The 26,429-nt window shown below is 60.2% G+C and carries 18 protein-coding genes; 10 read left to right on the plus strand and 8 right to left on the minus strand.

All coding sequences use genetic code 11. The features are described from left to right. Positions 1–124: 124 nt before the first annotated feature. From DES53_RS03460 to DES53_RS03495, 8 genes are all read right to left on the minus strand, one after another. Positions 125–2,536, minus strand: a complete 2,412-nt coding sequence (locus DES53_RS03460) for a DUF1592 domain-containing protein (RefSeq protein WP_113956794.1) — start codon at positions 2,534–2,536, stop codon at positions 125–127. 171 nt (positions 2,537–2,707) lie between these two features. After that, positions 2,708–3,307: a hypothetical protein gene (locus DES53_RS03465; protein WP_113956795.1), complete on the minus strand. Its 600-nt coding sequence runs from the start codon at positions 3,305–3,307 to the stop codon at positions 2,708–2,710. A gap of 85 nt (positions 3,308–3,392) precedes the next feature. Continuing rightward, on the minus strand, positions 3,393–3,773 hold the full coding sequence (locus tag DES53_RS03470; RefSeq protein ID WP_113956796.1) for a YceK/YidQ family lipoprotein: 381 nt from the start codon (positions 3,771–3,773) through the stop codon (positions 3,393–3,395). A 74-nt stretch (positions 3,774–3,847) separates the two neighbouring features. After that, on the minus strand, positions 3,848–5,503 hold the full coding sequence (locus DES53_RS03475) for an FAD-dependent oxidoreductase (protein ID WP_113956797.1): 1,656 nt from the start codon (positions 5,501–5,503) through the stop codon (positions 3,848–3,850). A 107-nt stretch (positions 5,504–5,610) separates the two neighbouring features. Further along, positions 5,611–7,230 (minus strand): FAD-dependent oxidoreductase, encoded by a 1,620-nt coding sequence (locus DES53_RS03480; RefSeq protein WP_113957182.1) that lies wholly within the window; start codon positions 7,228–7,230, stop codon positions 5,611–5,613. Positions 7,231–7,497: 267 nt separating this feature from the next. Beyond that, positions 7,498–8,646: a YihY/virulence factor BrkB family protein gene (locus tag DES53_RS03485; RefSeq protein ID WP_211325426.1), complete on the minus strand. Its 1,149-nt coding sequence runs from the start codon at positions 8,644–8,646 to the stop codon at positions 7,498–7,500. A 28-nt stretch (positions 8,647–8,674) separates the two neighbouring features. Further along, complete coding sequence (locus tag DES53_RS03490; RefSeq protein WP_170156818.1) at positions 8,675–9,034, minus strand: host attachment protein; 360 nt, start codon at positions 9,032–9,034, stop codon at positions 8,675–8,677. A 93-nt stretch (positions 9,035–9,127) separates the two neighbouring features. Beyond that, a complete protein-coding gene (locus tag DES53_RS03495; protein ID WP_113956799.1) occupies positions 9,128–9,409 on the minus strand; it encodes a hypothetical protein in 282 nt (93 codons plus the stop codon). A 137-nt stretch (positions 9,410–9,546) separates the two neighbouring features. Here DES53_RS03495 and DES53_RS03500 point away from each other — a divergent pair, with 137 nt between their 5' ends. The 10 genes from DES53_RS03500 (at position 9,547) to DES53_RS03545 (ending at position 26,418) form a co-directional block, all read left to right on the plus strand. Next, positions 9,547–10,065 (plus strand): 3'-5' exonuclease, encoded by a 519-nt coding sequence (locus DES53_RS03500; RefSeq protein WP_113956800.1) that lies wholly within the window; start codon positions 9,547–9,549, stop codon positions 10,063–10,065. Between the two features lie 99 nt (positions 10,066–10,164). Next, a complete protein-coding gene (locus tag DES53_RS03505; protein WP_170156819.1) occupies positions 10,165–12,789 on the plus strand; it encodes a tetratricopeptide repeat protein in 2,625 nt (874 codons plus the stop codon). After that, a complete protein-coding gene (locus DES53_RS03510; RefSeq protein WP_245958078.1) occupies positions 12,786–13,694 on the plus strand; it encodes a DUF4159 domain-containing protein in 909 nt (302 codons plus the stop codon). The genes DES53_RS03505 and DES53_RS03510 overlap by 4 nt, the downstream gene beginning before the upstream one ends. A 13-nt stretch (positions 13,695–13,707) precedes the next feature. Beyond that, positions 13,708–14,274, plus strand: coding sequence for a hypothetical protein (locus tag DES53_RS03515; protein WP_113956802.1), 567 nt, complete (start codon positions 13,708–13,710; stop codon positions 14,272–14,274). A gap of 63 nt (positions 14,275–14,337) precedes the next feature. Next, positions 14,338–15,363: an AAA family ATPase gene (locus DES53_RS03520; protein WP_425468375.1), complete on the plus strand. Its 1,026-nt coding sequence runs from the start codon at positions 14,338–14,340 to the stop codon at positions 15,361–15,363. 133 nt (positions 15,364–15,496) lie between these two features. Next, the gene (locus DES53_RS03525) at positions 15,497–16,432 is read left to right on the plus strand and encodes a DUF58 domain-containing protein (RefSeq protein ID WP_211325428.1); all 936 of its coding nucleotides are present in this window, start codon (positions 15,497–15,499) and stop codon (positions 16,430–16,432) included. Beyond that, the gene (locus DES53_RS03530) at positions 16,429–18,567 is read left to right on the plus strand and encodes a BatA domain-containing protein (RefSeq protein WP_113956804.1); all 2,139 of its coding nucleotides are present in this window, start codon (positions 16,429–16,431) and stop codon (positions 18,565–18,567) included. The genes DES53_RS03525 and DES53_RS03530 overlap by 4 nt, the downstream gene beginning before the upstream one ends. A gap of 121 nt (positions 18,568–18,688) precedes the next feature. Continuing rightward, complete coding sequence (locus DES53_RS33405) at positions 18,689–22,942, plus strand: DUF4175 family protein (RefSeq protein WP_211325429.1); 4,254 nt, start codon at positions 18,689–18,691, stop codon at positions 22,940–22,942. 57 nt (positions 22,943–22,999) lie between these two features. Further along, positions 23,000–25,378, plus strand: coding sequence for a glutamine amidotransferase (locus DES53_RS03540; protein WP_113956805.1), 2,379 nt, complete (start codon positions 23,000–23,002; stop codon positions 25,376–25,378). Then, on the plus strand, positions 25,375–26,418 hold the full coding sequence (locus DES53_RS03545; RefSeq protein ID WP_147263195.1) for a hypothetical protein: 1,044 nt from the start codon (positions 25,375–25,377) through the stop codon (positions 26,416–26,418). The genes DES53_RS03540 and DES53_RS03545 overlap by 4 nt, the downstream gene beginning before the upstream one ends. The last annotated feature ends 11 nt before the right edge of the window (positions 26,419–26,429 follow it).

A 26,429-nucleotide genomic window follows, 5' to 3' on the forward strand; every position in this document is an offset into this window, starting at 1 on the left:
AACCCAAGGTGGCGCTTGCCGCTTCGCGGCGAAGCTTACCTTGGGCTGGACAATGTAAAACGCCTTCGGCGTATTCCTGAAATCGGCGGTAGTGTCAGCGGATGATTCAAGCAGAGAATACTGATTACTTCTGCGTCACCGTTCCTTGAATCTCGGGCAGGTCTTGAGAGGCAGAAAGGACGGCGATGTCCTGCAGCAGCTTTTGCACGCTGAACTGGTTTTTCTCAAAGGACTGGCGGAGGCCTTCGAGAGTCTCGGGGCCGTAGGCGAGGTGGGGTTGCTTGACGGTGTGATTGAAGAGGTGACGGATGAAGGCGAGGTGGCCGGCGGGATTCGCCACGGCGTACTGCGCGATGTCGCGAGGTCCGGTGAGCTTCAGTGTTTTGCCGTCGTGTGTTTCCAGTTCGCTGGTGGCGTCCACGGGCTTGTTGTTGTCCTGCAGGCGGAAGCGGCCGATGGCGTCGTAGTTCTCAAGGCTGAAGCCGAGAGGATTGATGGTGCCGTGGCAGCCCATGCAGGCGCCGGACTTGGTGAGCTCCGTCACCTTTTCACGCATGGTCAGCTTTGGATTGAAGTGCGCGTCGTCGAACTTCACATCATCCGGCGGTGGCTTGATGTCCATACCCACGATGTTCCGTGTGATGAAGACGCCGCGGTGAATGGGGGAGGATTGATTGGTGTAGGCGAAAGACGAAAGCAGGTAGGGATGCGTGAGCACGCCGGTGCGCTGCTTGTTTTCAAAGGAGACGCGCTGAAACTCGGAGCCAGCGGGCTTTTCCTTGCCGCCACTGTAGAACTTGGCGAGACGCTCATTGAGCATGAGGTAGTCGGCTTGCAGCAGTTCGCGATAGTCGGAGCGCTCGCTCCAGATCACCTGATCGATGAACATCCACAGAGATGAGCGGAGGTCAGCCACCACGGCGGCGCTGAAGTCGGGGAAGGTCTTGGAGTCCTTCGCAATCATCTCGGCGCGCTCGAGCTCCAGCCAGTGATGGAAGAAGCCATGCAGCTTCGCTTTGGTGCGTGGGTCGGTGACCATGCGCACGGCTTGGGAGCGAATCTCCTCTTTCTTGCGCAGCTTGCCCTGAGCGGCGGCTTCGAGCAGGCGCTTGTCGGGAATGGAATCCCACAGGTCGAGCGCGAGACGCGTGGCGATCTTGTAGTCCGGCTTATCCTGTTGATCTGCCAGTCCGGGATAGAGGAACACGGGGGACTTCAATGCGAGCAGCACCACACGCTTCACGCCCATCTCGGGTGTCGGCGCCTTGGTGAATTGTCCATCAATGAACACCTGTTGTTCCTCCGGCGTGAGGGGACGTCGATAGGTGGCCTCGGCGAAGCGCTTGGCGAAGTCCTTGAGTTTATCGGCGCGATCAGGAGCGCCAGCTTTGGTACCAGCGAGACGGTCGAGACGCTTCTCCACGTACTCTGCCAACTCAATGGCCGCGTCAGTGGTGGCTTGTTCCCAGTCTTTCGACATGCCGGTGCCGCGCTCGTAGCCATCGCTGCGGTCATCGGCGGGGAAGTTGGTGGAGGACACAAACACTTCACTACCACGCTGGGGAATCAGGAAGCGGCTGGGGATGTTCTCCTGCACGCCGTGCGGTGGTTTCCACTGCAGAGCGACGGAAGCGGTTTTGTCCTTGAACTTGAAAAACTCGACGCTGATCGGATAAACGCGGCCTCCGATGAGGTGGATGGATTTCTTCTCCTCGCGCACGTCAGGTCCGGGGGTGACCCAGGCATCGATCAGGCTTTTCTCGAAATCGTTGATGGTCAGGCGGACGCCGTTCTCCGTTTTCAGGATGAACTCGTAGCTACCTGTCTCTTCCACAATCAGCGAGCCTTCCCAGCGGATGGAGAACTCGTCCGAGACGGCTTTGCCAGGTGCGGGACTGTCTGCGCCAAAGCTGAATGCCACCTGCGGGTCGAGCCGCTCCATGCGGAACTTGGGCCGTTCGCGATCTTCGTCGACGACGGGTTCGAGCTTCTTCTTCCCGGGGCGAGGTGGGCCGTGCAGCGGCGGCGGGGGAGGCTCGATTTCAAAGCCGTTGTATCGTCCCTTCAATCCGCGCTCGTTCGGCAGGCGCTCCAGAGGCTGGCGGAAGCGCGCCATGATGTCTGCCACGGAGGTACGGTACTGGGAATTCGTCAGGTGGGTGAGATCACGCAGAGGGGCGGGAGCGTTGCGGGCCTGCGCTTCCGCTGAATAGAAGGCGTGGTAGATGTACTCCGCCACGTTCTTGGCGTCATCGCCCACGCAGGTGCCTTCCTTGCCCTCGGGCATGGTGCGCTCGATGCGCTTCGTGAGGGACTCCAGCGAACGTTCGCCGTGCAAAGGATCGTCATACTTGCCGGCCACGCCTTCGCCCTTCGCCCCATGGCATTCCAAGCAGGTGTTCCGGTAGATGACCGCGCCGGGGTGATTCTGGTCCGGGGCTACGGAGGCTCCATGGAGCGCCGCAGTCGTGGGGAACAGGCCCATCAGCAGGAGTGAGGGGAGGATGGGGGCGCGACGGAGGGTGGGAACAGGCATCTTCAGGGGACAAAGGAGTACGCCTTTCCCAGCAGGACTCTTGCCGCTGGGCAGGACGCTGGAGTAATTCGCTTTTCGCAATAACCGTGAGGGGACTGCGACCTGATTCAATGGCCGCAAAAGAACGTAAAAGACGCAAAGGATGAGGGCTTTGGGAGGGGGGCCACTTTCTCAAGTGGTCGGAGGTTCGTCCTTGATGTAGCCGAGCCAGCGCAGGAGCACTTCACCCAGAGCGCAGAGGGAGATGAGTGAGACCAGGATGAAGGGGAGAGAGGCGAGGTTCACAAGCCATGGCATCCACCACGTGGTGAAGGTGGAAGGAGAGGAGGCAGTGGTGTTTTGAATGAAGGCATTGATCTCAGCCGCCATGGTCTTGGGACGTGTGCCGAGCGAGGGTGTGTACAGTGGAGACTGCCACTCGGAGCCGTTTTTTGAGATGAGCACGAGTCGCTCGGAGGTATTGGAACGACGGGTGACACCCGATTGAGTGGTGCTCTTCACGAACTCGCCCTTGGCGGTGATGACATCCGGGAGCGACTCGGAGGTGATGGGAATCCAACGAAGCAGTTTGCGCTGCACGGTGACATAGACGGTTCCATCTGCTGCGCGATCACATTGCACCACGATGGCGAGGCCAAACCAGAGGAGTACGCCGGTGAGGAAGACAAAGAGCGCCATGATGAGCCAGGCGAGCCACTTGGGCATCTTCTTCTGCCTGGCTTCCTTGCGAAGCTGACTCTTGGTTCGGCGTATGGGTTCCGCCTCGCTCATGGTGGGAGCATGCCATTTAACCAACCAGAATGCAACGCTCCCACTATTTGAGCAGGAGGCATCTCTTGAGAGCTATACGAAGAGGTTATTCAGCATTGCCCTCCGGCTTCTCTTTGCGCATGCGCAGCAGTTGAATGGTGTCGAAGGGAAGAAGCACCGTGTCCAGGGCCACAGAGACAGGCAAGTCGACAATGGAACCTGCGCCATACATGAGTCGTTCACCGGTACTATTGCGCGCATTGGGGTCGGCCATGGCCATGAGTGGCTCTCCTTGTATGCCAGCAGCCCAGAAGAACCCGATGTCGAAGGCAGTCGCCGGATAGGGGTGCTCGACTTTGGTGGGATTGTCCTGACGAACGAGGGCGGTTGCGCAAGAACTGAGGCTTGCGACCAGGCACGCCGAGGTGACAACATGCAAAGCGAAACACTTCAGTGTCGGTGAAGGAAGGAACGCTTCGATAGACATGCACGCATGTGTCGACTCACACCTTGTTCAGCGCAAGGATACAATGAACGAAGAATAGAAGCCTGGTGCGCTCGCTACTGCTTGGCTTCTTTCTTATCGCCAGCGTCCGCCTTCCACGCAATCACCTGCCCACGCTCCAGCAGGCGCGCTTGCAGCTTCGGAACATCGATGGACTGCACATCGGCATTCGCTCGGATGGCGTGAGCGGCGGCGACGCCGGAGGATTCACCGAGGACGCAGAAGACGGGCTCCATGCGGGCGGAGGCGTAGGCGATGAAGCTGGCGGAGAAGCAGGTGGGCACGATGAGATTGGTGCATTCCGATGTCTTTGGCACAATGCTGCGGTAGGGGACGGGGTAGGGATGGCCGGTGCCTTTGGCGCCGCCGATGAACATGTTGCCTTCGGTGGCCACGCCGAGTTCCTCGGTCTCTGGATGGAGCGCCACGTAGCGGCGCACGGGATAGATATCCACACCGTAGAGGGCGAGGCCCACGCCGTCTTTTTCGTCCGTCTTGTTCAGCACATCGGCATGAGTGAGGATGTAGTCGCTCTGCATGCGGCGAGAGATGCGCACGTAGAGCTGGTGAGGCCAGCCTTCGGTGTCCGGGTGCATGGTTTTGTTCAGGCCGAGGGCGGCGGTCTCTTTGCGGAAGTCCTCCGGCACACGTGCATCGGTGCTCAGGAAATGATGCAGCCCGCGCAGGTAGTCCACGTGCTGGCGCCAGACTTTTGATTTGGTGATCCAGTCGCCGTCTTGATAGAAGCGACTGATGCCCAGAGGCGACATGGTCACGAGTGACTTGCGCTGGTAGTTGTATTCGCCTTCGTTTCTCCAACCGGGGAAGATGCCTGCGAGGCTCTCCTTGAGTTTCTTCGCATCGGAGCCTTGGGTCTTCACGAGATGCTCTACATAGCGGCCCACGAGTTCGTATTGGGCGGGGTTGTAGTCATCGGGTGGAGTGAGGGCGGCACGCTTTTCGGGATCGGAAGTGACGTAGAAGCGGAAGTTGTAGGCCTGCGTGTAATCGTCACCCGCGTGGCGTGGCTTGCCGTGATCCTTGTCCACCCACGGCAGCATACCACTCGCGGGATCTCCTGGTGTGATGAAAGGTGATATAGGGGTCCAATTCGTGGGAGGGCCTACGCCGGCCACGGATTCGTTGAACTTGTCCTTTGGCTCACGGCCGGAGGTGTAGCTCACTTTGGCGGCGGGGAGGAAGTCGCCTTCGTAGCTGGCATCGATGAAGACCTTGGCGGTGACGATGGTGTTGGAATCATCGACAGCGCTGGGGACGGGGATGCCCCACTTGTCCGGCGGTGCGTGGTCGAGATGAATCTTGGTGATGCGGGCGCCTTCCTTGTCGGCGCTGCGGAGGCGATGCTCGAAGATGATGGGGATGCCTTCGTCCTTGAGCCATTGGGAGAAGGACTCGCGGATCTGGGGTGGGCTGTTTCCGGCTTTGAAGATCTTGGTGGTGGTGAGTCCACCCACGGCACGTGGCTCCGGGCAATCCTGCATGGGCTTGATGCCGGCGCCGAGGATGCCACCGACCCAACGGCTCGGCTCGATGAGCACCACGGAGAGGCCTTCCTGTTTTGCGGCGACGGCGGCCGTGATACCTGCAGGCGTGGCGCCGTAGACGCAGACGTCGGCCTCACGGAAGGTGGGTTTGGCGTGGAGGGGTGACCACGTCAACGGGAGGATGGCAGCGAGGAGGAGGCGTTTCATGCGGGAAGAAGATTGAGGCGGCTTCGCCGCGGTGATACGCCCAGCAGGCTGGGGCTCAGGAAAGCGGCAGCAGGCTGCCGCAGTCCAAGGCCGCTGCGCGTCGAGAGCTACGGAAGGTCCAAGGCTTGTTTTTGGGCGAGGAGGCGTTGACGGAGTTTGGAGTATTCCAATTTTTGCACAGGCTCGCCACTCTTTCCGGCTATGGCGGCGGCGATGCCGGCGCTTTGGCCGATGGTCATCCAGCAGGGTTCGACGCGTACGGAGCTGTAGGCCACATGCGTGGAGGAGAGGGCGACGGGCACGAGGAGGTTGGAGCATTCCTCCGCCTTGGGAGTGATGGAGCGGTAGGGGATTTGGTAGGCGTAGCCGCGCTTGGTGTTCGGCACGCGCACGGGGAAGATGGTGCCTTCATTGACCACTTCGCCATCGCCGCGGGCGACGCGCTGACAGTCGTGGGAGTCGATGGGGAAGGACGCGAGCGCGATGGAGTCTTCTTTCGCGGGACTCTTCAGGATGTCGCCTTCGGTGATGACATGCGCGCCACGCATACGCCGGCCTTCGCGAACATAGAGCTGCGGCGACCAATGGCCGTACTCGGCGAACTCATCCTTGCAGAGGCCGTAGGCGGCGAGCTGGTCGCGGAGGTTCTGCGGCACGGCGGGGTCGGTGGTGAGGAATTGGTAGAGCTCCAAGATGTACTGCTTGTGCTCCTCCCAGATGCGGGCGCGCCCGGCTTCATCCGCCTCAGACCAGCCATTGCAGCCCCCGACAAGGCCCATGGAGAATTGTTTTCCGATGCCGTTGTTGGCATCCACCTTGTTGCCGGGGAGGGGATAGAGATCCCAGAGGAGGATGGGCTTCTTCTCCTGGGCGAAATAACGCCGCACGACTTCGAAGCGGGCTGGGTCATACTTCGCTGGCGCGGGGAAGGGCACGCGATTTGCGGCGTCGGTGGTGAGGCACAGGCGGAAGCTGTAGACCATCACGTTCTTGTCGCCTTCTTCTTCGGGGCCGGCGTCTTTGGTGGTGAGAAGGGGGAGGAGATTGCCTTTGTCATCGAGGCCGGAGATAGGCATGGGCTTCTTCGGATACTGTTTGCCCGCGTAGGTTTCATTGAACTCCTTGCGACCTTCACGACCGATGACCCAAGTCACGCCTGCGGCAGCCATGAGATCGCCTTCATAGGTGGCGTCGATGAAGGCCTTGGCGGAAAAGGTATCGCCGTCCTTGGTGGTGAAGCTGGAGATCTTGCTGCCGTCCTTCTTCACGGTAGTGAGCACCTTCTTGCCCAGCACGGTGACCTTGGCTTCGTCCAGCATGGCCTTTTGCACACGTGCGGCGACGTGGGGCTCATAGGTCCAGGGTTTGTGATCATCTTTTACAGAGACGTCGTAGGGCAGCTTCACGCCGCGACTCTTGTAGTCGGCTTCCATGCGAAGGTGGAACTCTTCAAACACGCCCTTGAGATGCGTGCGGAACATCTGGTTGGAATCGCTGAAGCACAGGCCGCCGGTATTCACTCCACCGATGTGAGCCGTGGGTTCCGCCAGAATCACCGTGGCGCCTTCACGGGCGGCACCGATGGCCGCACAGAATCCCGCAGGCGTGGCGCCGTAGATGACGACATCGGCTGAGTGAGTCTCTGCCTGGAGAGCAGGGCTGAGGAGGATGCCTGCGAATGCACAGGTGATGGAACGGAAAAACCGATGGCGGGTCAAGGAGAGCATGGTGGGGATGTGCGGGGGCACTGGATGATTGGGCTGCTGAAGAGCCAGCGGAGACATGAGTGCCGATGTGCACGATTTTGGACAATGCGGAGGGGTGCGATGGTTGTCGGGATGCGGCTGGGTGTGGCAGGCTGCATTGGATTCAACACAGAGACACAGAGACGCAGAGGAACTTCGGAGACTGAAACTGAGAGCGCGGGAGGCGAGGGGACTTCGTGGTCTCCAGGGACCCATGCGGCCGCAATGGCCGAGGTACTTTTGCCGCATCTACCGTTTCCCGCCCCAATTCGTCACTGCGCCGATCAAGGCCCCGGCGACCACACCTGCGGCTGTCACCGCGACCACGGTCTTCATGCTGGTGGGAGTGTTTCCGTTGTAGTGCTGGGTGGTGTGCTCCAGCACGGCTTCTTCTCGTGGAGAGAGGGAATGCCCGGGTCGCCAGACGACGGAGTCTGGGTTGGGTTCGGTTCCTTTTGTACTTGGAGAAGGCAGGCCGCTTTGCGCGCGTGCTTCCTCGGTCACCGGTTTTGCATCGGGCTCGGGAGCAATCTTCTCCGCCATCACTTGGGTGTAGGCACGGGTGAACTCCGCGCCGAAGAGCAGGATGCAGGAGGAGTAGTACACCCAGAGCAGCAGCAGGACCACGGACCCCGCCGCGCCAAAGCTGGAGAGCGTGCTCTCGCGACCGAGGTAGTAGGCGAGGCCGAGCTTCCCTGTTTCAAAGAGCACCGCCGTCACTGCTGCGCCGAGCCACACGTGACGCCAGGCGATCTGCACATCCGGCAGCACTTTGAGGATCATCGCGAAGAGGGTGGTGACGATGGCGAATGAGAGGACAAAGTTTGCCGTGGTCCACACAAAGGCCGGCACGCCAAAGCGGCCCTGCAGGTAGGTATTCAAGCTGGCCACCGCAGCACTTAGCAGCAGCGAGGTGAGGAGGAGGAAACCTATCACCAGGACCATGGCAAAGCTCAGCAGGCGATTGTGGATGAAATCGCGCACCACGCTCGTGGTCTTGAGCTGGACTTCCCAGATGGTGTTCAGCGAGTCCTTGAGCTGACCGAAGACACCCGAGGCGCCAATCATCAATGCGGCAAGACCCAGGGCCAGCGCGAATCCTCCACGCAAGGGCTGGTGGGCGCTCTTCACCAGGGCCTGCACCGCGGTGGCGGCTGGAGTGCCAATGTAGTTTTCAAGCTGCGACTCGAGCTGGCCCTTGGCCGCGTCTGGACCGTAGAACACGCCGACGATATACACCGCCACAATCAGCAGCGGGGCGATGGAGAAGATGGAATAGTAGGAGAGCGCGGCGCTCAGTCGCAGCACGCCGTCCTCCGCAAAGCCCTCCACACTGCGGCGCAGGATGACGAAAAAGCGGCTGGCAGTCAGGGCCTTCAATCGTAGAGCCGCTCGCATATCCCATCCCCATCGTGCGAGGTTCGGGTCAGTTCAAGGGGCGCTGGAAGAGCTTGGTCAGACTACCCGGTGCCTCCCGATGGAGGTCGCGGGGGAGATTGTCCTGGAGTGTGGTCAGCCACTTTGGAGAGAGCCCATCGAGGATGGCTCCATTCACCTCCGGAGGAGCGGCAAAGGCCCAGCGCTCGGGCTGGTGGGCTTGGAGGAGGCGCGCGACATGTCCGGCAGCCTGCCGGGCAAAACTATCGCGGGAAAGGCGAGTGTCCTGGTCGCCAGGCGTATCCGTGATGGCGATGGCATTGATGAGTCGGAGGCGCTGGCCACCTTCCGAGGAAAAGGCCTTCAGCGTCCGGCGGTCAGCCACCAGGATGAATGGGGGGGGATTCATGCACCCATGCATCGCAACAAATCGGGGCGACGGATGGGTATGGCATGCACTTTGCCGCACTCAGGATGATGGCTGACCGCGTTGGCTATGAAGCTAGCGGCGCAGAATGATGGTGTCGCTGGTGTTGGCCACGACCGTCCAGCCTTCCCTGGCCTGTTGATCCAGCACAGTCTGGAGCACTTCAGGCGCGGTTTTGTGGGGTGGCCCGGACAGGTGGTCAAGATCGATGGCGCGGTATTCGCCCGCAGGATCAGAAGTAGCGAACTGGGTGAGCACTCTGGAGGGCTCACCTTGCGCCTCCTGCTGGACAAGGGCCACCAAAGTCATGAACGCCAGCGCAGCGCACACAGCAATGGTTGAGGGGTTTGCTTTCATGGAGGGTTTTTAGTTACAGGAAGGAATCGTTGTCCGGCGTTGCCATGGATCTGTATGGAGGATTTTTGCTGGCATGAGCAGTGTGGATTTTTGCCATGATGTCGGGCATTGTGCCGCAACTCCGGTCCCCAATTTCAATGAGCTACATCATGGTCGACGTAGAATCCGATGGTCCCATTCCCGGGGACTTTTCGATGGTCTGTTTCGGCGCTGTGGTGGTGGAGCCGGAACTCGGGCAGACGTTTTACGGACGGCTGAGGCCGATCTCAGAAAAGTGGATCCCAGAAGCGCTGGCGGTAAGTGGATTCACTCGTGAGGAGGTACAGGCATTTGCGGAGCCCGTTGAAGTCATGAGCGACTTTGCGACATGGCTGAAGGAGCACTCGCAGGGCCAGCCCATGTTCATCTCGGACAACAACGGGTTCGACTGGCAGTTCATCAATTGGTACTTCCATCACTTCACCGGAGCCAATCCCTTCGGCTTCTCCTCCACAAATCTCGGGTCTCTGTACAAAGGGCTGGTGAAGGATACCTTTCAGAACTTCAAGCACTTGAGGCGTACGAAGCACACCCACGATCCGGTGGATGATGCCCGGGGAAATGCAGAGGCGCTGCTCACCATGAAGGCTGAGATGGGCCTGAAAGTGCGCTTGTAGGCAGTGCCACCTCCGATGGTTTGGCCGGATTCCAGGGAGAGTGAGAATACCTGCATTTTTCTTGAGTCTTTGGCGCAGTTGTCGCGTTACACTTCATGCATGGCGGGTGCATTCTGGTCGACTCAGGCACACCTGGCGGGGCTCAGCCTCGCGGCCTGCGCATCTCTGGTGCTCATCCGTCCCGTTTCTGCACAGGAATTGGATGTTGCCCGGGTGTTCGACGAACGGAACATCGAGCCCATGCGGGAGCTCTACCAGCAGGGGGAGTATGAGCGGGTGGCGGAGATTGCGAAGGTCTTCATTGAGCGTGGCCAGCCTTCGCCGGAGTGGTGGATTTTCCGCCTGAAGGCCTGCCACGATCTGGGTCGGGTGGATGAACTGGTGCAGGCCGCGAATGAAGCGGCGCAGAGGCATGCCAAGGAACTGCCGGTGCTCATCACCTGCCATGAGGTCCTGACCGCGTGGGGCAAGAAGGAGGAGGCGGCGAAGATTCTCCAGCAGATCAACACCGTGGCCAAGGGGAAGCCGACCAGCCAACGGACAGCGCGGGACATGGTGGCGCTGGGCCGGGCTGCTTTGGCGGCGGGCGCGGATCCACAAAAGGTGATCCAGCAATTCCTGGACCCCGCGAAGAAGAAGGAGGCGAAGCTGAAGGACACCTACCTGGCTCTGGGGGAGCTGGCCCTGGCAAAGTCTGACTATGCTCGCGCGGCCAATGAATTCCGCGATGGGCTAAAGCACCACGATGCCGACCCGGACCTGCGCTATGGGCTGGCCCGAGCCTTCCAATCCAGCGACCGGAAGAAGAGCATGGAACTTGTGGAGCAGATCCTGCAGGGCAATGCTTTGCACCCCGGTGCGCACCTGCTGAAGGCGGAGCATCACATCAATGCGGAAGAGTACGACGAGGCACGGCTCGCACTGGAGCCTGCGATTGAGGTAAATTCCAATCATCCCGAGGGTTGGGGCCTGCGCGCCGTGCTCTCGATTTTGCAAGACAACAAGCCCAAGGACGCGGAGGAGGCCCGGAAGCAGGGATTGAAGCTCTGGGCGCAGAATCCAGCGGTGGATATCATCATCGGGCGCTCCCTGTCGCGCGGGTATCGGTTCAAGGAAGCGGAGGAGCACTTGCGCGAGGCGCTCAAGCTCGACCCGCAGTCTCTCTCCGCCAAGGTGCATCTCTGCCAGGCGCTTTTCCGTTTGGGGAAGGAGGACGAAGCATGGAAGGTGGCGAAGGAGGTGCGTGATGCCGACGGCTACAATGTCCAGGCTTACAATATTGGGCTGCTGGAGGCGGAGATGAAGGGATTCAAGGTGCGGGAGACGCCCGATTTCGTTCTGAAGCTACCGGCGAAAGATGACGCGGTGTATGGTGACCGGGCGCTGGAACTTCTTACGGAAGCGAAGCAGGTGCTGTGCGCGAAGTATGGCCTCACGTTGGACCATCCAGTGCTGGTGGAGTTTTTTCCCTCACAGCAGGACTTTGCGATTCGCACCTTCGGCAATCTCGGTGGGCAGGGGATTCTTGGCGCTTGCTTCGGCTCGGTGGTGACGATGAACAGCCCCCAGGGAGTTGCCTCGAACCGCAGCAATTGGGAGGGTACTTTGTGGCATGAGTTCTGCCACGTGGTGACGCTTACCGTCACGCACAATCGCATGCCTCGCTGGCTGAGTGAGGGCATCTCCGTATATGAGGAATCGAAGCGCGATCCTTCCTGGGGCATGCGGATGAATGCAAGCTATCGCCGCATGACGCTGGATGAGGAGACGCTCACGCCCATGAGCAAGATGAGCCGCGCCTTCCTGAGTCCGAAAAGCAGCGAGCATGTGATGTTCGCCTACTATGAGTCCTCCCAGGCGGTGGACTGGTTGCTGAAGACGTATGGCGAGAAAAAATTCCAGGCTGTGCTGAAGGACCTCGCGGACGGTCGTCGCATCAATGAGGCGCTGGCGCGCCATTGTGGCAAGGTGGAGAAGCTGGATGAGGACTTCGCGAAGCACATGCGGAAACTGGCGGAAGCGTTTGCGCCCAAGGGGGACTGGGAGAAGCCGGAGCGTGAGGAAGTGGATCCGCGCAATGAGGCCGCAATCGCGGAATATCTGCGAGAGCATCCCAACAACCTCTGGGCGCTCGAATTGAGAACGCGTCGTCTGGTGGCTGGAGAGCAATGGACTGAGGGGCTGGAGCTCGCCAAACGACTCATCGAACTGGCGCCGGACAACGCAGGCGAAAACAGTGGCTATCACTTCGCGGCGCAATGTTTCCGTGGCATGAAGCAGACCGAGGGTGAGGCGGCGATGCTGCGCGAGTGGGCGAAGCGCGATGGCGGTGCGCATGAGGCCTTCCTCCGGTTGGTGGAGCTCGATGCGGCGGCGAAGAACTGGAAGGGTGTGAGTGAGAACGTGCCCAAGCTGCTGAGCATCCAACCCTTCCTGAAGCAACCGTATGAGTTGATGGCGCAGGCGTCGGAAACACTGGGTAACAAGGATGCCGCAGTGTGGGCGCTGCAGAAGTTGATATTCCTCGGCCCGGACCATCCCGTGGAGGTGAATTTCAGTCTGGCCCGCCTGCTCCGCGAAAAAGATGATGCGGCGGCAAAGCGTCACCTGCTGGACGCCCTCGCGGAGGCTCCGCGTTTCCGTGATGGACACAAGCTGCTGCTTGAGTTGCAATCAGCGAAGCCCGCGGGGAAACCACCGGCGGTCACACCTTCCGTTCCATGAAACGCACCCGCCTTGCTCTGCTCTGCGCCTCTGTGATGGCCGCCTTCACGGCCATCCTGTACGCGCAGTCGCCGACTGCTGCAGGAGGAGGGCCACAACCGAAAAACTTTGGATCGAAGGACACGGAAACGCCGGAGGATCCCCGCGAGTGGGGGCGCGATGGTCAGTTTCTCGATTTCCCCACGTGGAAAGTCAATGGGGAGCTGCCCAACGATGTCTTCACCTTTGCGCGTGTGCGGTACAATTCGTATGGCGGGCGTGGCTATGGACGCCGACGTGGAGGCAACTGGATGACGGACTATCCCGATGCCGATCTCAATTTCTCCTATCGGATGCAGCAGCTCACAGCGATGCAGGTGAATCCGAAGGGCGCGGTGGTGGACATTGATCCAGAGCAGCTCAAGCACTACCCCTTCCTCTATCTGATCGAGCCTGGGGACATCACCATCAGTGACCAGGAGGCCAAGGTCTTGCGGGACTATCTCCTGAATGGCGGGTTTCTCATGGTGGATGATTTCTGGGGGTACCATGAGTGGGACACATTTTACACCGCCCTCAAACAGATCTTTCCTGATCGTGAACCGAAGGAACTGCCGATCGAGCACGAGATCTTCCACATCGTTTTTGATCTCAAGGTGAAGCCGCAGATACCCAGCGTGGGTGCCGCCATGGCAGGACGCAATCGCGGCATCACCTATGAATGGGGCAAGCCTGGGTCAGAGGAAGTGCACTACAAGGGAGTCTTTGATGACAAGGGCAGAATGATGATGATCATCTGCCACAACACGGATTTGGGAGATGGCTGGGAAGAGGAGGGCACGGACCCGTGGTACTTCCGGGAGTTCTCGGAGAAGTATGCCTATCCGCTGGGCATCAACATCATTTTTTACGCGATGACGCATTGAACCTACACCCACAATGAGAGCGCAACAAAGGAGAGGAATCATTGCTGGCATCGTTCTGGGTGTGCTGGTGGTTTCGCTTCTCCTTTTCAAGCATCTGGAGTTGTGGGTGCTCGAACCCGAGGGGAGGCCCGTGGGTAAAATTGAAGCTTTTGTTGCCGCGGAACTCTCCAAGGCCAAGCAGGTGGTCATCTATTCCTTGGATCCGGTGAAACTCAATCATCGCAGGGAAATTGCGGGCTCTCCCTCGAATCGTCCCTTGTTTCACGAGTGGGAGATTCTTGGGCAGGTGGATCTGACTTTCTCCAAGGAGAGAGAAACTGTCAGGGCAGCCTTTCTCGACAGCCTTCGGTTGGCGCGAGACGAGACTTACATGTGCTTTTCTCCCCGGCACGGACTCAAGATTTTGACTGTGGATGGGCGCGAAGCTTCGTTTGTGCTGTGTTTTGAGTGCAATGCAGTCCTGGCCTATGGGCTTCCTGCGGGCAAGGTCGGCGCCCACCTCGCTGATCTTGGAGAGAGTCGCCTGAATCGTTTGCTCGATAAGTACGGCCTCAAACGAGATGCACCCGCTGGTTCATAAGTTCAGAACACTCTTGCTACAGTTTCTTTACGTCCGTTCACCATGTCCTCCATGCCACCCCCCATGCCCATCGCCGTGCCTGACACGGAAAGTGAAGCTGACGCTTATGTGCTCGAGCGCGACACCGTGGAACTGCTGCACACGGCGCATGAGCGGATCCTGAAGGAAGTGTCCAAGGTGATCGTCGGCCAGAAGGAGGTGGTGGAGCAGATGCTCATCGCGCTGCTGGCAGGGGGGCATGGACTCATCACGGGAGCGCCAGGGTTGGCGAAGACGCTGCTCATCAAGTCACTTGCCCAAGTGTTCAGCCTGAGTTTCCAACGCATCCAGTTCACCCCAGACCTCATGCCTTCAGACATCACGGGCACGGAAATTCTCGAAGACACCGGTGAGGGCGGACGCGATCTGGTGTTTCACAAGGGGCCCATCTTCGCGAACATGATCCTCGCGGATGAAATCAACCGTACACCGCCCAAGACGCAGGCAGCGCTGCTGGAGGCAATGCAGGAACATCAGGTCACGGTGGCGGGTCAGACCTTCACGCTGGAAGAACCGTTTTTCGTGCTGGCCACACAGAACCCGATTGAAATGGAGGGCACCTATCCGTTGCCCGAGGCACAGCTCGATCGCTTCATGCTCAATGTGGTGATCGACTATCTGGCCGAGGATGAAGAAGTGGCGGTGGTGATGCAGACCACTTCCAAGAAGTCCGATCCCATTCAGCCGCTCTTCTCAGGCGAGGATCTCATGCGTTGCCATGACGTCGTGCGGCGTGTGCCGGTGGCCGATGAGGTGGCACGCTATGCCGTGCGCCTGGCTTCCGCCACACGTCCTCATCGTGCGGGTGCGCCGGACTTTGTGAACGTGTGGGTGAACTGGGGAGCGGGCACACGCGCGAGCCAGTATCTAGTCTTGGGGGGGAAGACGCGTGCGCTCCTGCAAGGGCGTGCCCATGTGACCTTTGATGATATCCGAGCCATGGCGCGACCGGTGATGCGCCATCGCATCCAGCTCAACTATCGCGCGGAAGCCGAGGGGATGACGGTGGACAAGTTGATCGCGAAGGTGGTGGAGACGGTGAAGCAGTAGTCAGTAGTCAGTAGTCAGTAGGTGGTTTTGCTATCGATTGAAATTTGTCATCACTTGATTCGCGACATTCATCTGAGGCCGTTCTCATTTCTACTTACTCCTAACTACTTACTTGCCCTGCCCTTCCTTTCCCATGTCCACATCATCCACCGCTCCCTCTCCCGATCTCGCGACGCTGATGCGCATCCGGTCGCTGGAACTGCGGGCCAGGCTGGTGATGGAGGGGTTTTCCAAAGGATTGCACCGCAGTTTGCAGCACGGCTTTTCTGCGGAGTTCAGTGAGTACCGGCAGTATGTGACGGGAGACGATCCGCGTTTCATTGACTGGAAGGTGATGGCGCGGAGTGACCGGTGTTATGTGAAGAAGTTCGAGGAGGAGACGAACTTGCGCTGCCAGCTCCTGCTGGATGTGAGTGCCTCGATGGCTTATGGCTCCAGGGGCTATACCAAGCTCGACTACACCGCGACCCTGGCGGCGACGCTGGCGCTCTTCTTGAGAGAGCAGGGGGATGCGGCGGGTGTCACGCTCTTCGATGAGAAGGTGCAGGAGCATCTGCCGGCCCAGGGACGTGCGGGCCAGTGGCATGCGCTGTTGCTCCATCTGCAGAAGGCGCATACGTCAGCTCGCGGTACGGGTACACGTTTTCCACTGCGCGCCTTGGGGGAGATGATCCGCCGGCGCGCTTTGCTGGTGATGCTGTCTGATTTCCTCACGCCGCTGGACGATCTGGAGCGTGAGCTCGGTCTGCTCACCGCGATGCAGCATGATGTGGTCATCTTTCAGGTGATGGACCCGGCGGAGCTGGAGTTTCCCTTCGACGAGTCCGCGGCATTTGCAGACAGTGAGTCCGGCAGGAAGGTGCTGCTGGAGCCGGCGATGGTGCGGAAGAATTACCTCGCCCGGTTGCAGGCTCACCTGGATCGGCTGCGCAAACTCTGTGAACGCCACGGCGTGGAGTATCGCCTGATCCGCACGGACCGTCCGTTGGAGGAGGATCTCTTCGATTTCCTCAGCGCCCGTCGCAATCTCACCGCGCGGCATCGCGCCAGCCCGAGGCACGCCGCATGAACTTCCTCTTTCCACTCTTTGCGCTGGCGGCGGCCGCGGTGGCCATACCCATCCTGCTGCATTTCCGCAGGCAGCCTCCGCAGAAGGTGGTGCCCTTCAGCTCCCTGATGTTTCTGGAGCAGACGCCGGTGCCGCCCAAGACACGGAGGAAGCTGGAGGACTGGCTGTTGCTCGCGCTCCGTTGTCTTGCACTGATCCTGCTGGCACTCATGTTCAGCCGGCCCTTTGTGCGCTCGCAAAAGACGGCGTTCGCCGAGGGCGGCGTGAGCTGGTGCATCCTGGTGGACACCAGTGCCTCCATGCATCGCGAAGAAGTCTGGGAGCAGGTGGAGGAGAAATATGGCGTGGCCCTGGAACAGGTGGGTGAAGCTGACGCGCTGCTCGTGGCAACATTCGATGATCACCCGCGGTTGCTGCTGGATCATGAGGCGTGGGAGAAGGTGCCGGTGGGGACACGACGCGTGGCTGCCGCTTCGTTGCTGCAGGATGTGGAGCCCACGTGGGCGGGTACCAATTTGGGTGAGGCCCTGGTCTTTGCAGCTCAGCAGCTCTCCTCGGAAGGCACTGGCAAGCATGGAGAGCGGCGCATTGTGTTGATCTCGGATGTGCAGGAGGGAGCTGCGCTGGAAGCCCTGCAATCCACCTCGTGGCCTGAGCACGTGATAGTGGATGTGGATCCAGTCGAGGCACCGTGGAAAAACAACTTCACTCTGACTGCGGCTCCACCCGTGACTGAAGAGGCTGCTGCATCACTCGATGCCGTGCCGTCTTCGATGAATCGTGAAGGACAGGGACAGGTGCGCGTGCGGGTGACGAACAGCCGGGATAGCGAAGTGGAGAAGTTTTCCCTGCAATGGTCCACGAGTGGCGATGTGGTCGAGGCCACGGTGCCTTCTGGGGGCAGCCGCATTTTGAATGCGCCTGCGCGCTCGGAGCTGGCCACGGATGGGCAACTCAATCTGCGTGGAGACGGTGAGTCGCTCGACAATCACCTGTTCGTGGCAAAGCCCATTGCGCGTCCTGCACGCGTGGTGTGCGTAGGACAGGGATTGTCCAGGAATGAAACGGTCTCACCGCTCTTCTACCTGGAACGCGCGCTGAAGCCCACGGCTGCCTTCCTGCCTGAATTGGTCGTCACCAATTCTTCCGAACTGAGGGGCGTGGATCTGCAGGATGCTGATGTGGTGATGCTCTTCGGGGAAGCGCCCGAGGCTGCACGTGAAATTCTGCAGAACTGGGTGAAGGCCGGCGGTGCGCTTTTGGCGGTGGCCGCTTCTGGGGATCGCGGGGATACGCTCCGTGCGCTGGGCGCAGCACCTGAGGTGAAGCTCAAGGACGTGGAGGAGGATGCGCTTCTGCAGGATCTTGATTTTTCGCACCCTCTGTTGCGTACGTTCGCGGAGTCAGGTGTGCGGGATTTCACGCGCATCCGTTTCTGGAAGCACCGGACGATCGAAGGAGTCGAGGGGATGAAGAATGCTGCGGTGATCGCGAGGTTTGAGGGTGGTTCTCCGGCTTGGGTGGAGTGGCCTTTGGAGAAGGGACGGGTGCTGGCGATGATGGCAGGATGGCAGCCTTCAGACAGCCAGCTCGCGGTCGCCTCGAAGTTTGTGCCGCTGCTGTACTCGCTGCTCGACTGGGCACAGGGCAGTGAATTATCCGCACAATCGCTGGTGGTGGGCGATGCCATCGCGGCGCAGCCGTCGTGGAAGGGAGTGCTCCCTGTGAAGCGCCCTGACGGCAGGACAGAGAACTGGAATGTTGACGCCGAGAAGATGTGGCACGGAACGGACATGCCCGGAATTTATGTGGTGGGCACAGGGGATGCGGCCCGTTCCGTGGCGGTCAATCTCGCACCTAATGAAGGGCGTCTTGCCCCCATGGATATGCAGAGGCTCGCAGATGCCGGGGTGAAGCTCAAGAGCACCGGCGCATCGGCCATGGGCACAAAGACGGAGGCCGAAGAGGCGGCCGCCGAAAGGCGTGTGGAAGATTCCGAGCATGAGCAGCGTCAAAAGGGATGGAAGGTCCTTCTGCTGGCGGCGCTGCTCGTGCTCTTCCTTGAAACGTGGCTCGCAGGCAGACGGAGCCGTGGAGTGCAGATGCGGAGCCAACCAACCACCCAGGCAGCATGAGCCGAACCCACCTTGCCAGAGCAGTAAAGAAGCGTCCGAATGGCCGTGAACACCCGGCTGTGGAAGCGTATTCTTTCCTGAGCCGCTGCCGCCACGAACAACCGTCAGCCACCCGCATGCCATGAAGCCGCCTACGCCTTCTGTCTTGGTAGCGCTGGAGCGTCGCCTGGAGCCGCTCATCGAAATGGAGCGCCTGATTCTCCGCCGCAAGCTGCTGGCTGCGGGGTTCGGCGTGGCAGCACTCGCTGCGTTTCTGGTGTGGTGGCAGAGTGGCGCTTTCGGCCTGAACCGATGGGAGCTGCTGCTTTGTGCGCTGGTGGGCTATGCCATCATCTGGTTTGGTTCCGACTGGTGGGCTGGCGCCCGAAAGGTGGAGCCACGCGAGATGGCACATCGCTTGGAGGCGGCACATCCGGACATGCAGGCGGTGCTGCTCACTGCCATGGATCAGCACAGCGATGGTGGCCGGCTGACGTATCTGCAGCAGCGCGTGGTCTCTGATGCCGTGCGCCACTCCATGTCGCATGACTGGCAGGAGCGGCTCTTTGGGAACAAGGCGAAGAATTGGGACTATGTGTCCAGCGGAGCGCTGGCGGTCTTCGCCCTGCTGGTGGCGCTGACTTTCCCCAAGCTTACGGGCATCGACATCATGCAACACCAGGATCAGGTGGTGGTGAAGCAGGAAGAGGAGAAGAAAACAGATGCACCTGTCATCACCGTTGAAGTGCGTCCGGGTGACACGGAGGTGGAGCACAACACGCGCCTGGTGGTGGATGTGAAATTCACCGGCGGCACGCCTGCGCATGCGGTCATCGTGGTGAGCGAGGATGAGGAGGGAAAGCAGGAACGCGTCCGCGTGAACATGAATGCCACCGTGGAGAACAACGCCTTCGGTGGTGTGGTGAAGAGCGTGGAGCGCGATGGTTTCTACCGCGTGGAATATGAGGGAGGTGTCTCACCCACGTATCGAGTGACCACTTATGTGCATCCGGAATTGGTGCGCTCGGATGCGACCATCACTCCGCCTGCGTATTCCGGACAGCCGGCGAAGGAGATCAAGAATACGCTGAACGTCACTGCGCTGGAGGGCTCTGACATCCGCTTCCGCATGACGGTGAACAAGCCGGTCTCGGTGGCGGAACTCTATGGGGAGGACAAGAGCAGCATTCCGTTGACGCCGACGAAGGAGGATCCGCTGGTGCTGGAGGGCTCAATGAAACCGGAGGATTCGCAGAAGTATCGCCTGCATCTGGTGGATGCGCAGGAACGAAGCAACAAGCAACCGCCTTGGATCAAGGTGAGTGTGCTGAAGGACAACCCTCCCAAGGTGGACATGGTGTTCCCAAAGCGTGACCTTGCTGTGTCACCACTGCAGGAGTTGCCGCTGGAGGCGAAGGTGTGGGACGATATTGGTGTGGAGAAAGCCGGAGCGGTGTTCATGCTGGGAGAGGCGACGACGGAAGTGCCGCTCAGTGATGGCAAGCTCGCGGGCAAGAAGTCCCATGATCTGAAGACGATGTTGGCGCTGGAGAAGCTCAAGGCGGAACCGCGTCAGCTCGTGAGCTACTATGTGTGGGCGGAGGACAATCATCCGCAGGGCGGCGTGCGTCGCACCATGAGCGACATGTTCTTTGCCGAGGTTCGCCACTTCGAAGACATTTTCCGGGAAGCTGAAGGTGGTCAGGGGCAAGGACAAGGTCAGGGACAGGGAGGGGTGGCAGACAAGCTGGCCCAACTGCAGAAGCAGGTGGTGAATGCCACGTGGCGTCTGGTACGTGAGGCAGGCGCGGGGAGGAAGTTTGAAAAGATGGAGAGCGATGTGGGCACCGTGAAGGAAGGGCAGGACACTGCTTTGAAACAGACCGAGGAGGCGCTGGAAGAAGTGGAGGATGCGGAGATTCGTCAGGCTCTGGAAGACGCAGCAAAGGCGATGAGGCGTGCCTCGGAAACCCTGGATGGTGGCATCAAGAAGAAAGAGACGAATCCCTTGAAGGTCGCGCTGGCACCCGAGCGTGAAGCTCTGGAGCATCTCGGTCGCGCGCAGAGCCGGGAACATCGAGTGATGCGCGCCCAGAATCAGCAGCAAGGTGGCGGACAGAGCCAGCAGAACCAGCGCCAGATCATGCAGCTCGAGCTGGCGCAGAAGGAGAAGATGTATGAGGAGGAGAGTGAGGCGCAGGAAGAGCAGACCATGGAGCAGCAGGAGAACCTACAGGTGCTCAATCGTCTGAAGGAACTCGCGCGCCGCCAGGAGGCGCTTGCGGAGAAGATCAAGGATCTTGAGGAGCAGATGGCCAAGGCGAAGACGGAGGAGGAGAAGGCCGAGATCCAGCAGCAGCTCAAGCGCCTGCAAGAGGAGCAGGAGCAACTCCTTCGTGATCTCGATGAGCTCCAGGAGCGCATGGAGAAGCCGGAAAACCAGCAGAACATGGCGCAGGAGCGTGAGAAGCTGGACGAGGCTCGTGAGCAGGCGCGACAGGCGGCGGAGCAGCTTGCCCAGCAGCAGGCAAGCGCCGCTGCAAACTCCGCGACACGCGCCCAGGAGAACCTTGAAGAAGTGCGCGATGAATTCCGCCAACGCACGGCGAAGCGTTTCTCGGATGAAATGCGGCAACTCAAGCAACAGGCGTCGGAGCTGGAGGAGTCGCAGAAGCAACTTGCCGAAGCGATGAATCCCGAAGGCAAAAGCGCTGCCGAATCCAAGCCCGGTGAAAAAGGTGATACCACGGCAGAGCTGAAGAAAAACCTGGAAACGAATCAACTGCGCAGGCAGGCGGAGGCTCAAGGGGAAGCTCTGGATAAGCTTCTGGAAAACATGCAGCAACTCAGCCAGCAGGCGGAAGCGTCAGAGCCGCTCCTGGCCAATTCCCTGCACGATGCCGTGCGCAAGGCACACTCGGATGGCATCAAAGACGCGCTCGACGAAACGAAGATCAATCTGCAGTACTCTCCGGAGGACGCGCAGAGCAGTGAGCGCAAGGCCGCACAGGGAATTGAGGAATTGAAGAAGGGGGTGGACCGTGCCGCAGAGAGCGTGTTGGGCAGCGAGACGGAAGCGCTGCGCATGGCTCGCAATGAATTGGACCGTCTCCTCAATGACGTGGAGAAGGACGAAGCGAAGCGTCAGCAGAATGCTGGTGGGGAACCTGGTAGTCCGCAACAGCAAACGGCACAGGGACAGCAGGGTAACGGCGAGCAAGGTCAACCCGGCAAGGGAAGCGAGAGTGCCGAGCGGCGCATGGCCGCGGCGGGTGATGCGGACAAGGAACGGGAAGGCCGGCAGGCTTCGCAAGCTGGACAGCAACAAGGTCAGCAGCCGCAGCAGGGGAGCCGGCCAGGACAAGGCGCTGAGCCGGGCAAGGAAGGGATGCGTGGAGGGCTCGCGGGCAATACGCCCGGCCAGGAACAACAACAACGCCAGCCTGGGCAAGGACAGCAGCCCGGGGAAGGGCAACAACCCGGCCAGGGGCAGGGAGAGCAGCAATCTCAGCAGCAGGCGCAGGCTGGTATGCAGCCGGGGCAAGGCCGAGGACAGGGCCAGCAGCCTGGTGAAGGTCAGTCACAGCAAGAGCAACAGCAGCAGGCCGCCAACGGCCGGCAACCTGGGCAAGGCCAAGGACAACAGCCGGGTCAAGGTCAGGGGCAAGACGGCCAGCAACCGGGCCAGGGACAAGGCGAGGGAATGACTGCGGATAATACACCAGGCCAGGGGCAGCAGCCCTCTGGAAGTCAAGGGGGGCAACCATCCGGGCAACAGCAAGGCCAGGGACAGGGCCAAGGTCAAAGTCCCGGTGGCCAGCAGGGCATGGCTCAGGGTGGGCAGGGGCAGGGGCAGGGCCAAGGACAGGGAACTCAGGGGCAGCAACCTGGGGACGGACAGCGAGGTGAGGGCGGTCAGCTTGCGCAAGGCGGGAATCGTGCCGGTGGTGCGCGTCGCGGAAACACGGAAGGCAGTACCTCCGGTGGAGGAGGGGAAGGCGGACCGGGAGGAGATGGTGGCTGGTTCTTCGATGGTGCTGCTGAAACCGACAATGACAGCACGTTGACGGGTTCCAACTTCGGCGACTGGACAGATCGCCTTCGCAAGGTGGAGGAGGCGTTGGAGGACCAGGAACTCAGAAACCAAGCTGCCGGGGTCCTTGAAAACGCCCGGCAGATCCGCATGGATAATCGTCGCAATGATATGCCGCCTCAGAGTGATCTGGTGCAGATGAAGGTGCTGCAACCACTGGCGGAGTTGCGCGATCGTGTGTCGGAGGAGCTTGCGAAGCGCGAGTCCGCCAACCCCTTGGCGCCGCTGGATCGGGATCCTGTGCCACATCGCTACCGCGAGCTGGTACGTCGTTATTATCGGGAACTGGGAGGGGGCCAGTGAGGAGAGCAATGCAGATGAGCAAGAGCAAGTCAATGAACCGGGGAGGCTGTGGGAACCATGGTTGAGGAGTGGTTCTGGCAGAGCGCCACGGGTTCATGGCCGAAGATCGCGATCGCTCTCAGCGTGGCGGCTCTAGGGGTGTTGTGGATTGCTTATCGCGGCGTGACGGGGCGTGCCTGGCGCAGGGAGGCGGCCATCCTTTGCAAGGTGCTGGTGTTTGCCCTGCTGTTGCTCATGCTCATGGAGCCGATGGCCATGACCCGGGTGCCGAAGCCGGGGCAGAATGATGTGCTCATCCTCGCAGACGACTCTGCCAGCCTTGCTCTTCTCGACAGCACCACCGGAAAACCGGCAGGTGAACCGGTAAAGAAGGCTCTGCATCGAGATGCGTCGTGGATAAGAGAGGTGGAGAAGACTTTCCGGACGCATGCCTATTCATTTGATGATCGGCTGCACGAGCGCACTCAGCTGGATGCCTTGAAGTTTGCGAGCATGCGTTCCGCGCTGGCTGGCAGTCTGGAGAGCCTACAGCAGCGATATCTGAGACAGCCGGTTGCCGCCGTGCTGCTCTTCACGGATGGCAATGCCACTGATGCGGCGAAGCTGGAGGAGATGATGGCGAATTCCAAGGCGTCCGCTCCCATCTTTCCTGTTGTGACGGGCGTGCGTGAGGTATCGAGTGATCTGGCCTTGAAGAGCGTGGACGTCACGCAGACCCCCTTCGAAGATTCACCCGTAGCCGTCACTGCGAAGATTGCCGCCGCCGGCCTTGGTGATACCGGTGTCTCCCTCGTGATTCAGGATGAGGCCGGCAAGGTGGTGAAGACGGAGAATCACAAGCTGGCCAAGGCCCAGACGGAGCACACGTTCCAGACCCGCTTCCGACCGGAGAAGATGGGTATCTCCTTCTTCAAGGTGTCCGTGGTGAAGGATCAGGCGGTGTCGCATCTGACGGATCCCGCGAAACTGAAGGAAGTGTCCGCCGAGGCCACGATGGAAAACAACCAGCGCTTCCTCGCGATTGACCGGCGTAGCGGGCCCTATCGTGTGTTGTATGTGAGTGGCCGGCCGAATTGGGAGTACAAGTTTCTACGCCGCTCGCTGGAACCGGATGATGAAGTGAAGCTCGCGGCGCTCATTCGCATGGCCAAGCGCGAGCCGAAATTCCAATGGCGGGGCAGGGAAGGGGAGACGAGCAATCCGCTTTTCCGTGGATTCAAATCGAACGAGCCTGAGGAGGCGCAACGCTATGACCAGCCGGTGCTGAAGCGGCTGAATGTGATGGATGCGTCTGAGCTCGCGGACGGCTTTCCCAAGACGCCCGAAGAACTTTTTGGAAAATTCCGTGCGGTGGTCCTGGATGATGTGGAGGCGGAGTTCTTCACGCGCGAGCAGCTTGATCTGCTGGAGCGTTTTGTGAGTGTGCGCGGTGGGTCGCTGGTGATGCTCGGTGGGCAGGAGTCCTTCCGGTTGGGCGGCTATGAGCACACGCCTGTGGGACGCATGCTCCCGGTGTATCTGGATCGGACTGGTGATGTGAGTCCTGCTGAGGAGGCGAAATTCAATCTTACGCGTGAGGGCTGGCTGGAGCCATGGATGCGCCTGCGCAACACGGAGCCGGAGGAGGAGTCGCGGATGGCATCCATGCCTGCCTTCTATTCTGTGAATCAGAGTACGGCCATCAAACCTGGTGCCTCCATCCTCGCCACGGTTACGGATGCGCGAAGGAAGTCTCATCCTGCGATGGTTGTGCAACGGTATGGCAATGGTCGTGTGGCTGCGGTGACGGTAGGCGACATGTGGCGCTGGGGTTTGAATGACCCGGCATCGCAAGCGGACATGGCGAAATCATGGAGGCAACTCTTCCGCTGGCTCGTGGTGGATGTTCCAGATCGCGTGGATATGCAGCTCAGCATCACACCTTCTGGTTCGCATGAGCTGGTGAAGCCGCAGGTGCGTGTGCGTGATCTCGCGTTCCGCCCGCAGGATGATGCCACGGTGAGCATCGAGATTCAGGAGCCGGATGGCGGGCGCATCTCTCAAGGGGCAGAGCCCGCGATGACAGAAGCGGGACTCTTTGAGATGTCTGCACATGCAGGTGCCCAAGGTGCCTACCGCGTGAAAGCCACGGTGAAGGACAGTGCCGGCGCGGTAGTCGGCGAAAGCAATTCGGGATGGGCGCTCAATCCAGCTGCGGAGGAGTTTGCGTCTCTGTTGCCGAATCGCCCGCTGCTGGAACGTCTCGCGGCCTGGAGCGGCGGGCGTGTGCTGACGGTGGATGAACTGGGCTCGTGGGCCTCGGAGCTTTCAGAGATCAAGATGCCCGTCATGGAAACGCGCACGGAACCTCTGTGGCATCGCTGGTGGGTGCTGGTGCTGCTGGTTGGGCTGTTGGGTACGGAGTGGTGGCTGAGAAGGAGGCAGGGATGGAGATGAGAAAGAACAGGGACAAGGGAAAAGGGACAAGGGATAGGATGGGTACCATTGGTGCCTGCCTTGTAACGGTGTGCGCCCTGTTGGGAGTGGTATCGCCCTTGATTGCGCAGACGAAGCAGGAACCTGAAGCACGGGAATTGCGGGTGCTGATCGTGATGGGCGCGCAGGGAACAGAGGAGTACGGGAAACGCTACCGCGAAGAAGTGCAGCTTTGGGAAGATGCGTGCAAAAAGGCGGGGGTGGAGGCGCAGACGATTGGTGTGGCTGCTGAGCAGAAGGAGAAGCCGGATGCCATGCTGCTGCAGGAAACGCTGAAGGCGCTTTCTGCAAAGCCCACGCAGCCGCTGTGGCTGGTGCTGATCGGGCATGGGACGTTTGATGGTCGCGATGCCCGCTTCAATCTGCGAGGGCCGGACATCATGGCGCCTGAACTGGCGGGTTGGTTGAAGCCCTTCAGCGGGCAGGTGGCCTGCATCCAGACGGCGTCGGCGAGTGCGCCGTTTCTGAAGGCGCTTGCGGGGCCGAATCGAGTGCTCATCAGCGCGACCAAAAGTGCGGATGAGGTCTTCTACACACGATTCGGGCAGTTCTTTGTGAAAGCTATCGGCGGTTCAGAGGAGGCGGATTTGGATCGCGATCATCAAGTGTCCCTGCTGGAAGCATTCCTGTGGTCGTCAAAGCAGGTGGATCGATTTTTTGAGACAGAGCAGCGCCTCGCCACAGAGCATGCGTTGATTGAAGACAATGGCGACGGGATCGGTACGCGTGCGCAAGCGTTTCTAGGCGTGCGTCTCGCGGAAGCACCTCCCGAGGGCAAAACGGCAGAAGGGTTGGTTGCGCGTCAATGGGCGCTGCTGCTGAGTGATGCTGATGCACAGCTGACCGATACGCAGCGGACGAAACGTGATGCGCTGGAACGTGAAGTGGAAGCGCTGAAAGGGAAGCGCAAGGAACTGGGAGACGAGGCCTACTACACCAAACTCGAAGCACTGATGCTGGAGATATCACGCATCTACGAGTCGCCGGACAAGGACACGTAGATCGCCGCTCT

The sequence above is a fragment of the Roseimicrobium gellanilyticum genome (genome assembly GCF_003315205.1).
Taxonomy (GTDB): domain Bacteria; phylum Verrucomicrobiota; class Verrucomicrobiia; order Verrucomicrobiales; family Verrucomicrobiaceae; genus Roseimicrobium; species Roseimicrobium gellanilyticum.

Excerpts from the sequence above, each read along its gene's own strand:
- DES53_RS03520 (WP_425468375.1), top strand. The coding sequence starts at position 14,338 with ATGCCCATCGCCGTGCCTGACACGGAAAGTGAAGCTGACGCTTATGTG.
- DES53_RS03460 (WP_113956794.1), bottom strand. The coding sequence starts at position 2,536 with ATGCCTGTTCCCACCCTCCGTCGCGCCCCCATCCTCCCCTCACTCCTG.
- DES53_RS03530 (WP_113956804.1), top strand. The coding sequence starts at position 16,429 with ATGAACTTCCTCTTTCCACTCTTTGCGCTGGCGGCGGCCGCGGTGGCC.
- DES53_RS03490 (WP_170156818.1), bottom strand. The coding sequence starts at position 9,034 with ATGAATCCCCCCCCATTCATCCTGGTGGCTGACCGCCGGACGCTGAAG.
- DES53_RS03525 (WP_211325428.1), top strand. The coding sequence starts at position 15,497 with ATGTCCACATCATCCACCGCTCCCTCTCCCGATCTCGCGACGCTGATG.
- DES53_RS03510 (WP_245958078.1), top strand. The coding sequence starts at position 12,786 with ATGAAACGCACCCGCCTTGCTCTGCTCTGCGCCTCTGTGATGGCCGCC.
- DES53_RS03485 (WP_211325426.1), bottom strand. The coding sequence starts at position 8,646 with ATGCGAGCGGCTCTACGATTGAAGGCCCTGACTGCCAGCCGCTTTTTC.
- DES53_RS03495 (WP_113956799.1), bottom strand. The coding sequence starts at position 9,409 with ATGAAAGCAAACCCCTCAACCATTGCTGTGTGCGCTGCGCTGGCGTTC.
- DES53_RS03545 (WP_147263195.1), top strand. The coding sequence starts at position 25,375 with ATGAGAAAGAACAGGGACAAGGGAAAAGGGACAAGGGATAGGATGGGT.
- DES53_RS03480 (WP_113957182.1), bottom strand. The coding sequence starts at position 7,230 with ATGCTCTCCTTGACCCGCCATCGGTTTTTCCGTTCCATCACCTGTGCA.
- DES53_RS03475 (WP_113956797.1), bottom strand. The coding sequence starts at position 5,503 with ATGAAACGCCTCCTCCTCGCTGCCATCCTCCCGTTGACGTGGTCACCC.
- DES53_RS03515 (WP_113956802.1), top strand. The coding sequence starts at position 13,708 with ATGAGAGCGCAACAAAGGAGAGGAATCATTGCTGGCATCGTTCTGGGT.
- DES53_RS03465 (WP_113956795.1), bottom strand. The coding sequence starts at position 3,307 with ATGAGCGAGGCGGAACCCATACGCCGAACCAAGAGTCAGCTTCGCAAG.
- DES53_RS03470 (WP_113956796.1), bottom strand. The coding sequence starts at position 3,773 with ATGTCTATCGAAGCGTTCCTTCCTTCACCGACACTGAAGTGTTTCGCT.
- DES53_RS03540 (WP_113956805.1), top strand. The coding sequence starts at position 23,000 with ATGGTTGAGGAGTGGTTCTGGCAGAGCGCCACGGGTTCATGGCCGAAG.
- DES53_RS03500 (WP_113956800.1), top strand. The coding sequence starts at position 9,547 with ATGAGCTACATCATGGTCGACGTAGAATCCGATGGTCCCATTCCCGGG.
- DES53_RS33405 (WP_211325429.1), top strand. The coding sequence starts at position 18,689 with ATGAAGCCGCCTACGCCTTCTGTCTTGGTAGCGCTGGAGCGTCGCCTG.
- DES53_RS03505 (WP_170156819.1), top strand. The coding sequence starts at position 10,165 with ATGGCGGGTGCATTCTGGTCGACTCAGGCACACCTGGCGGGGCTCAGC.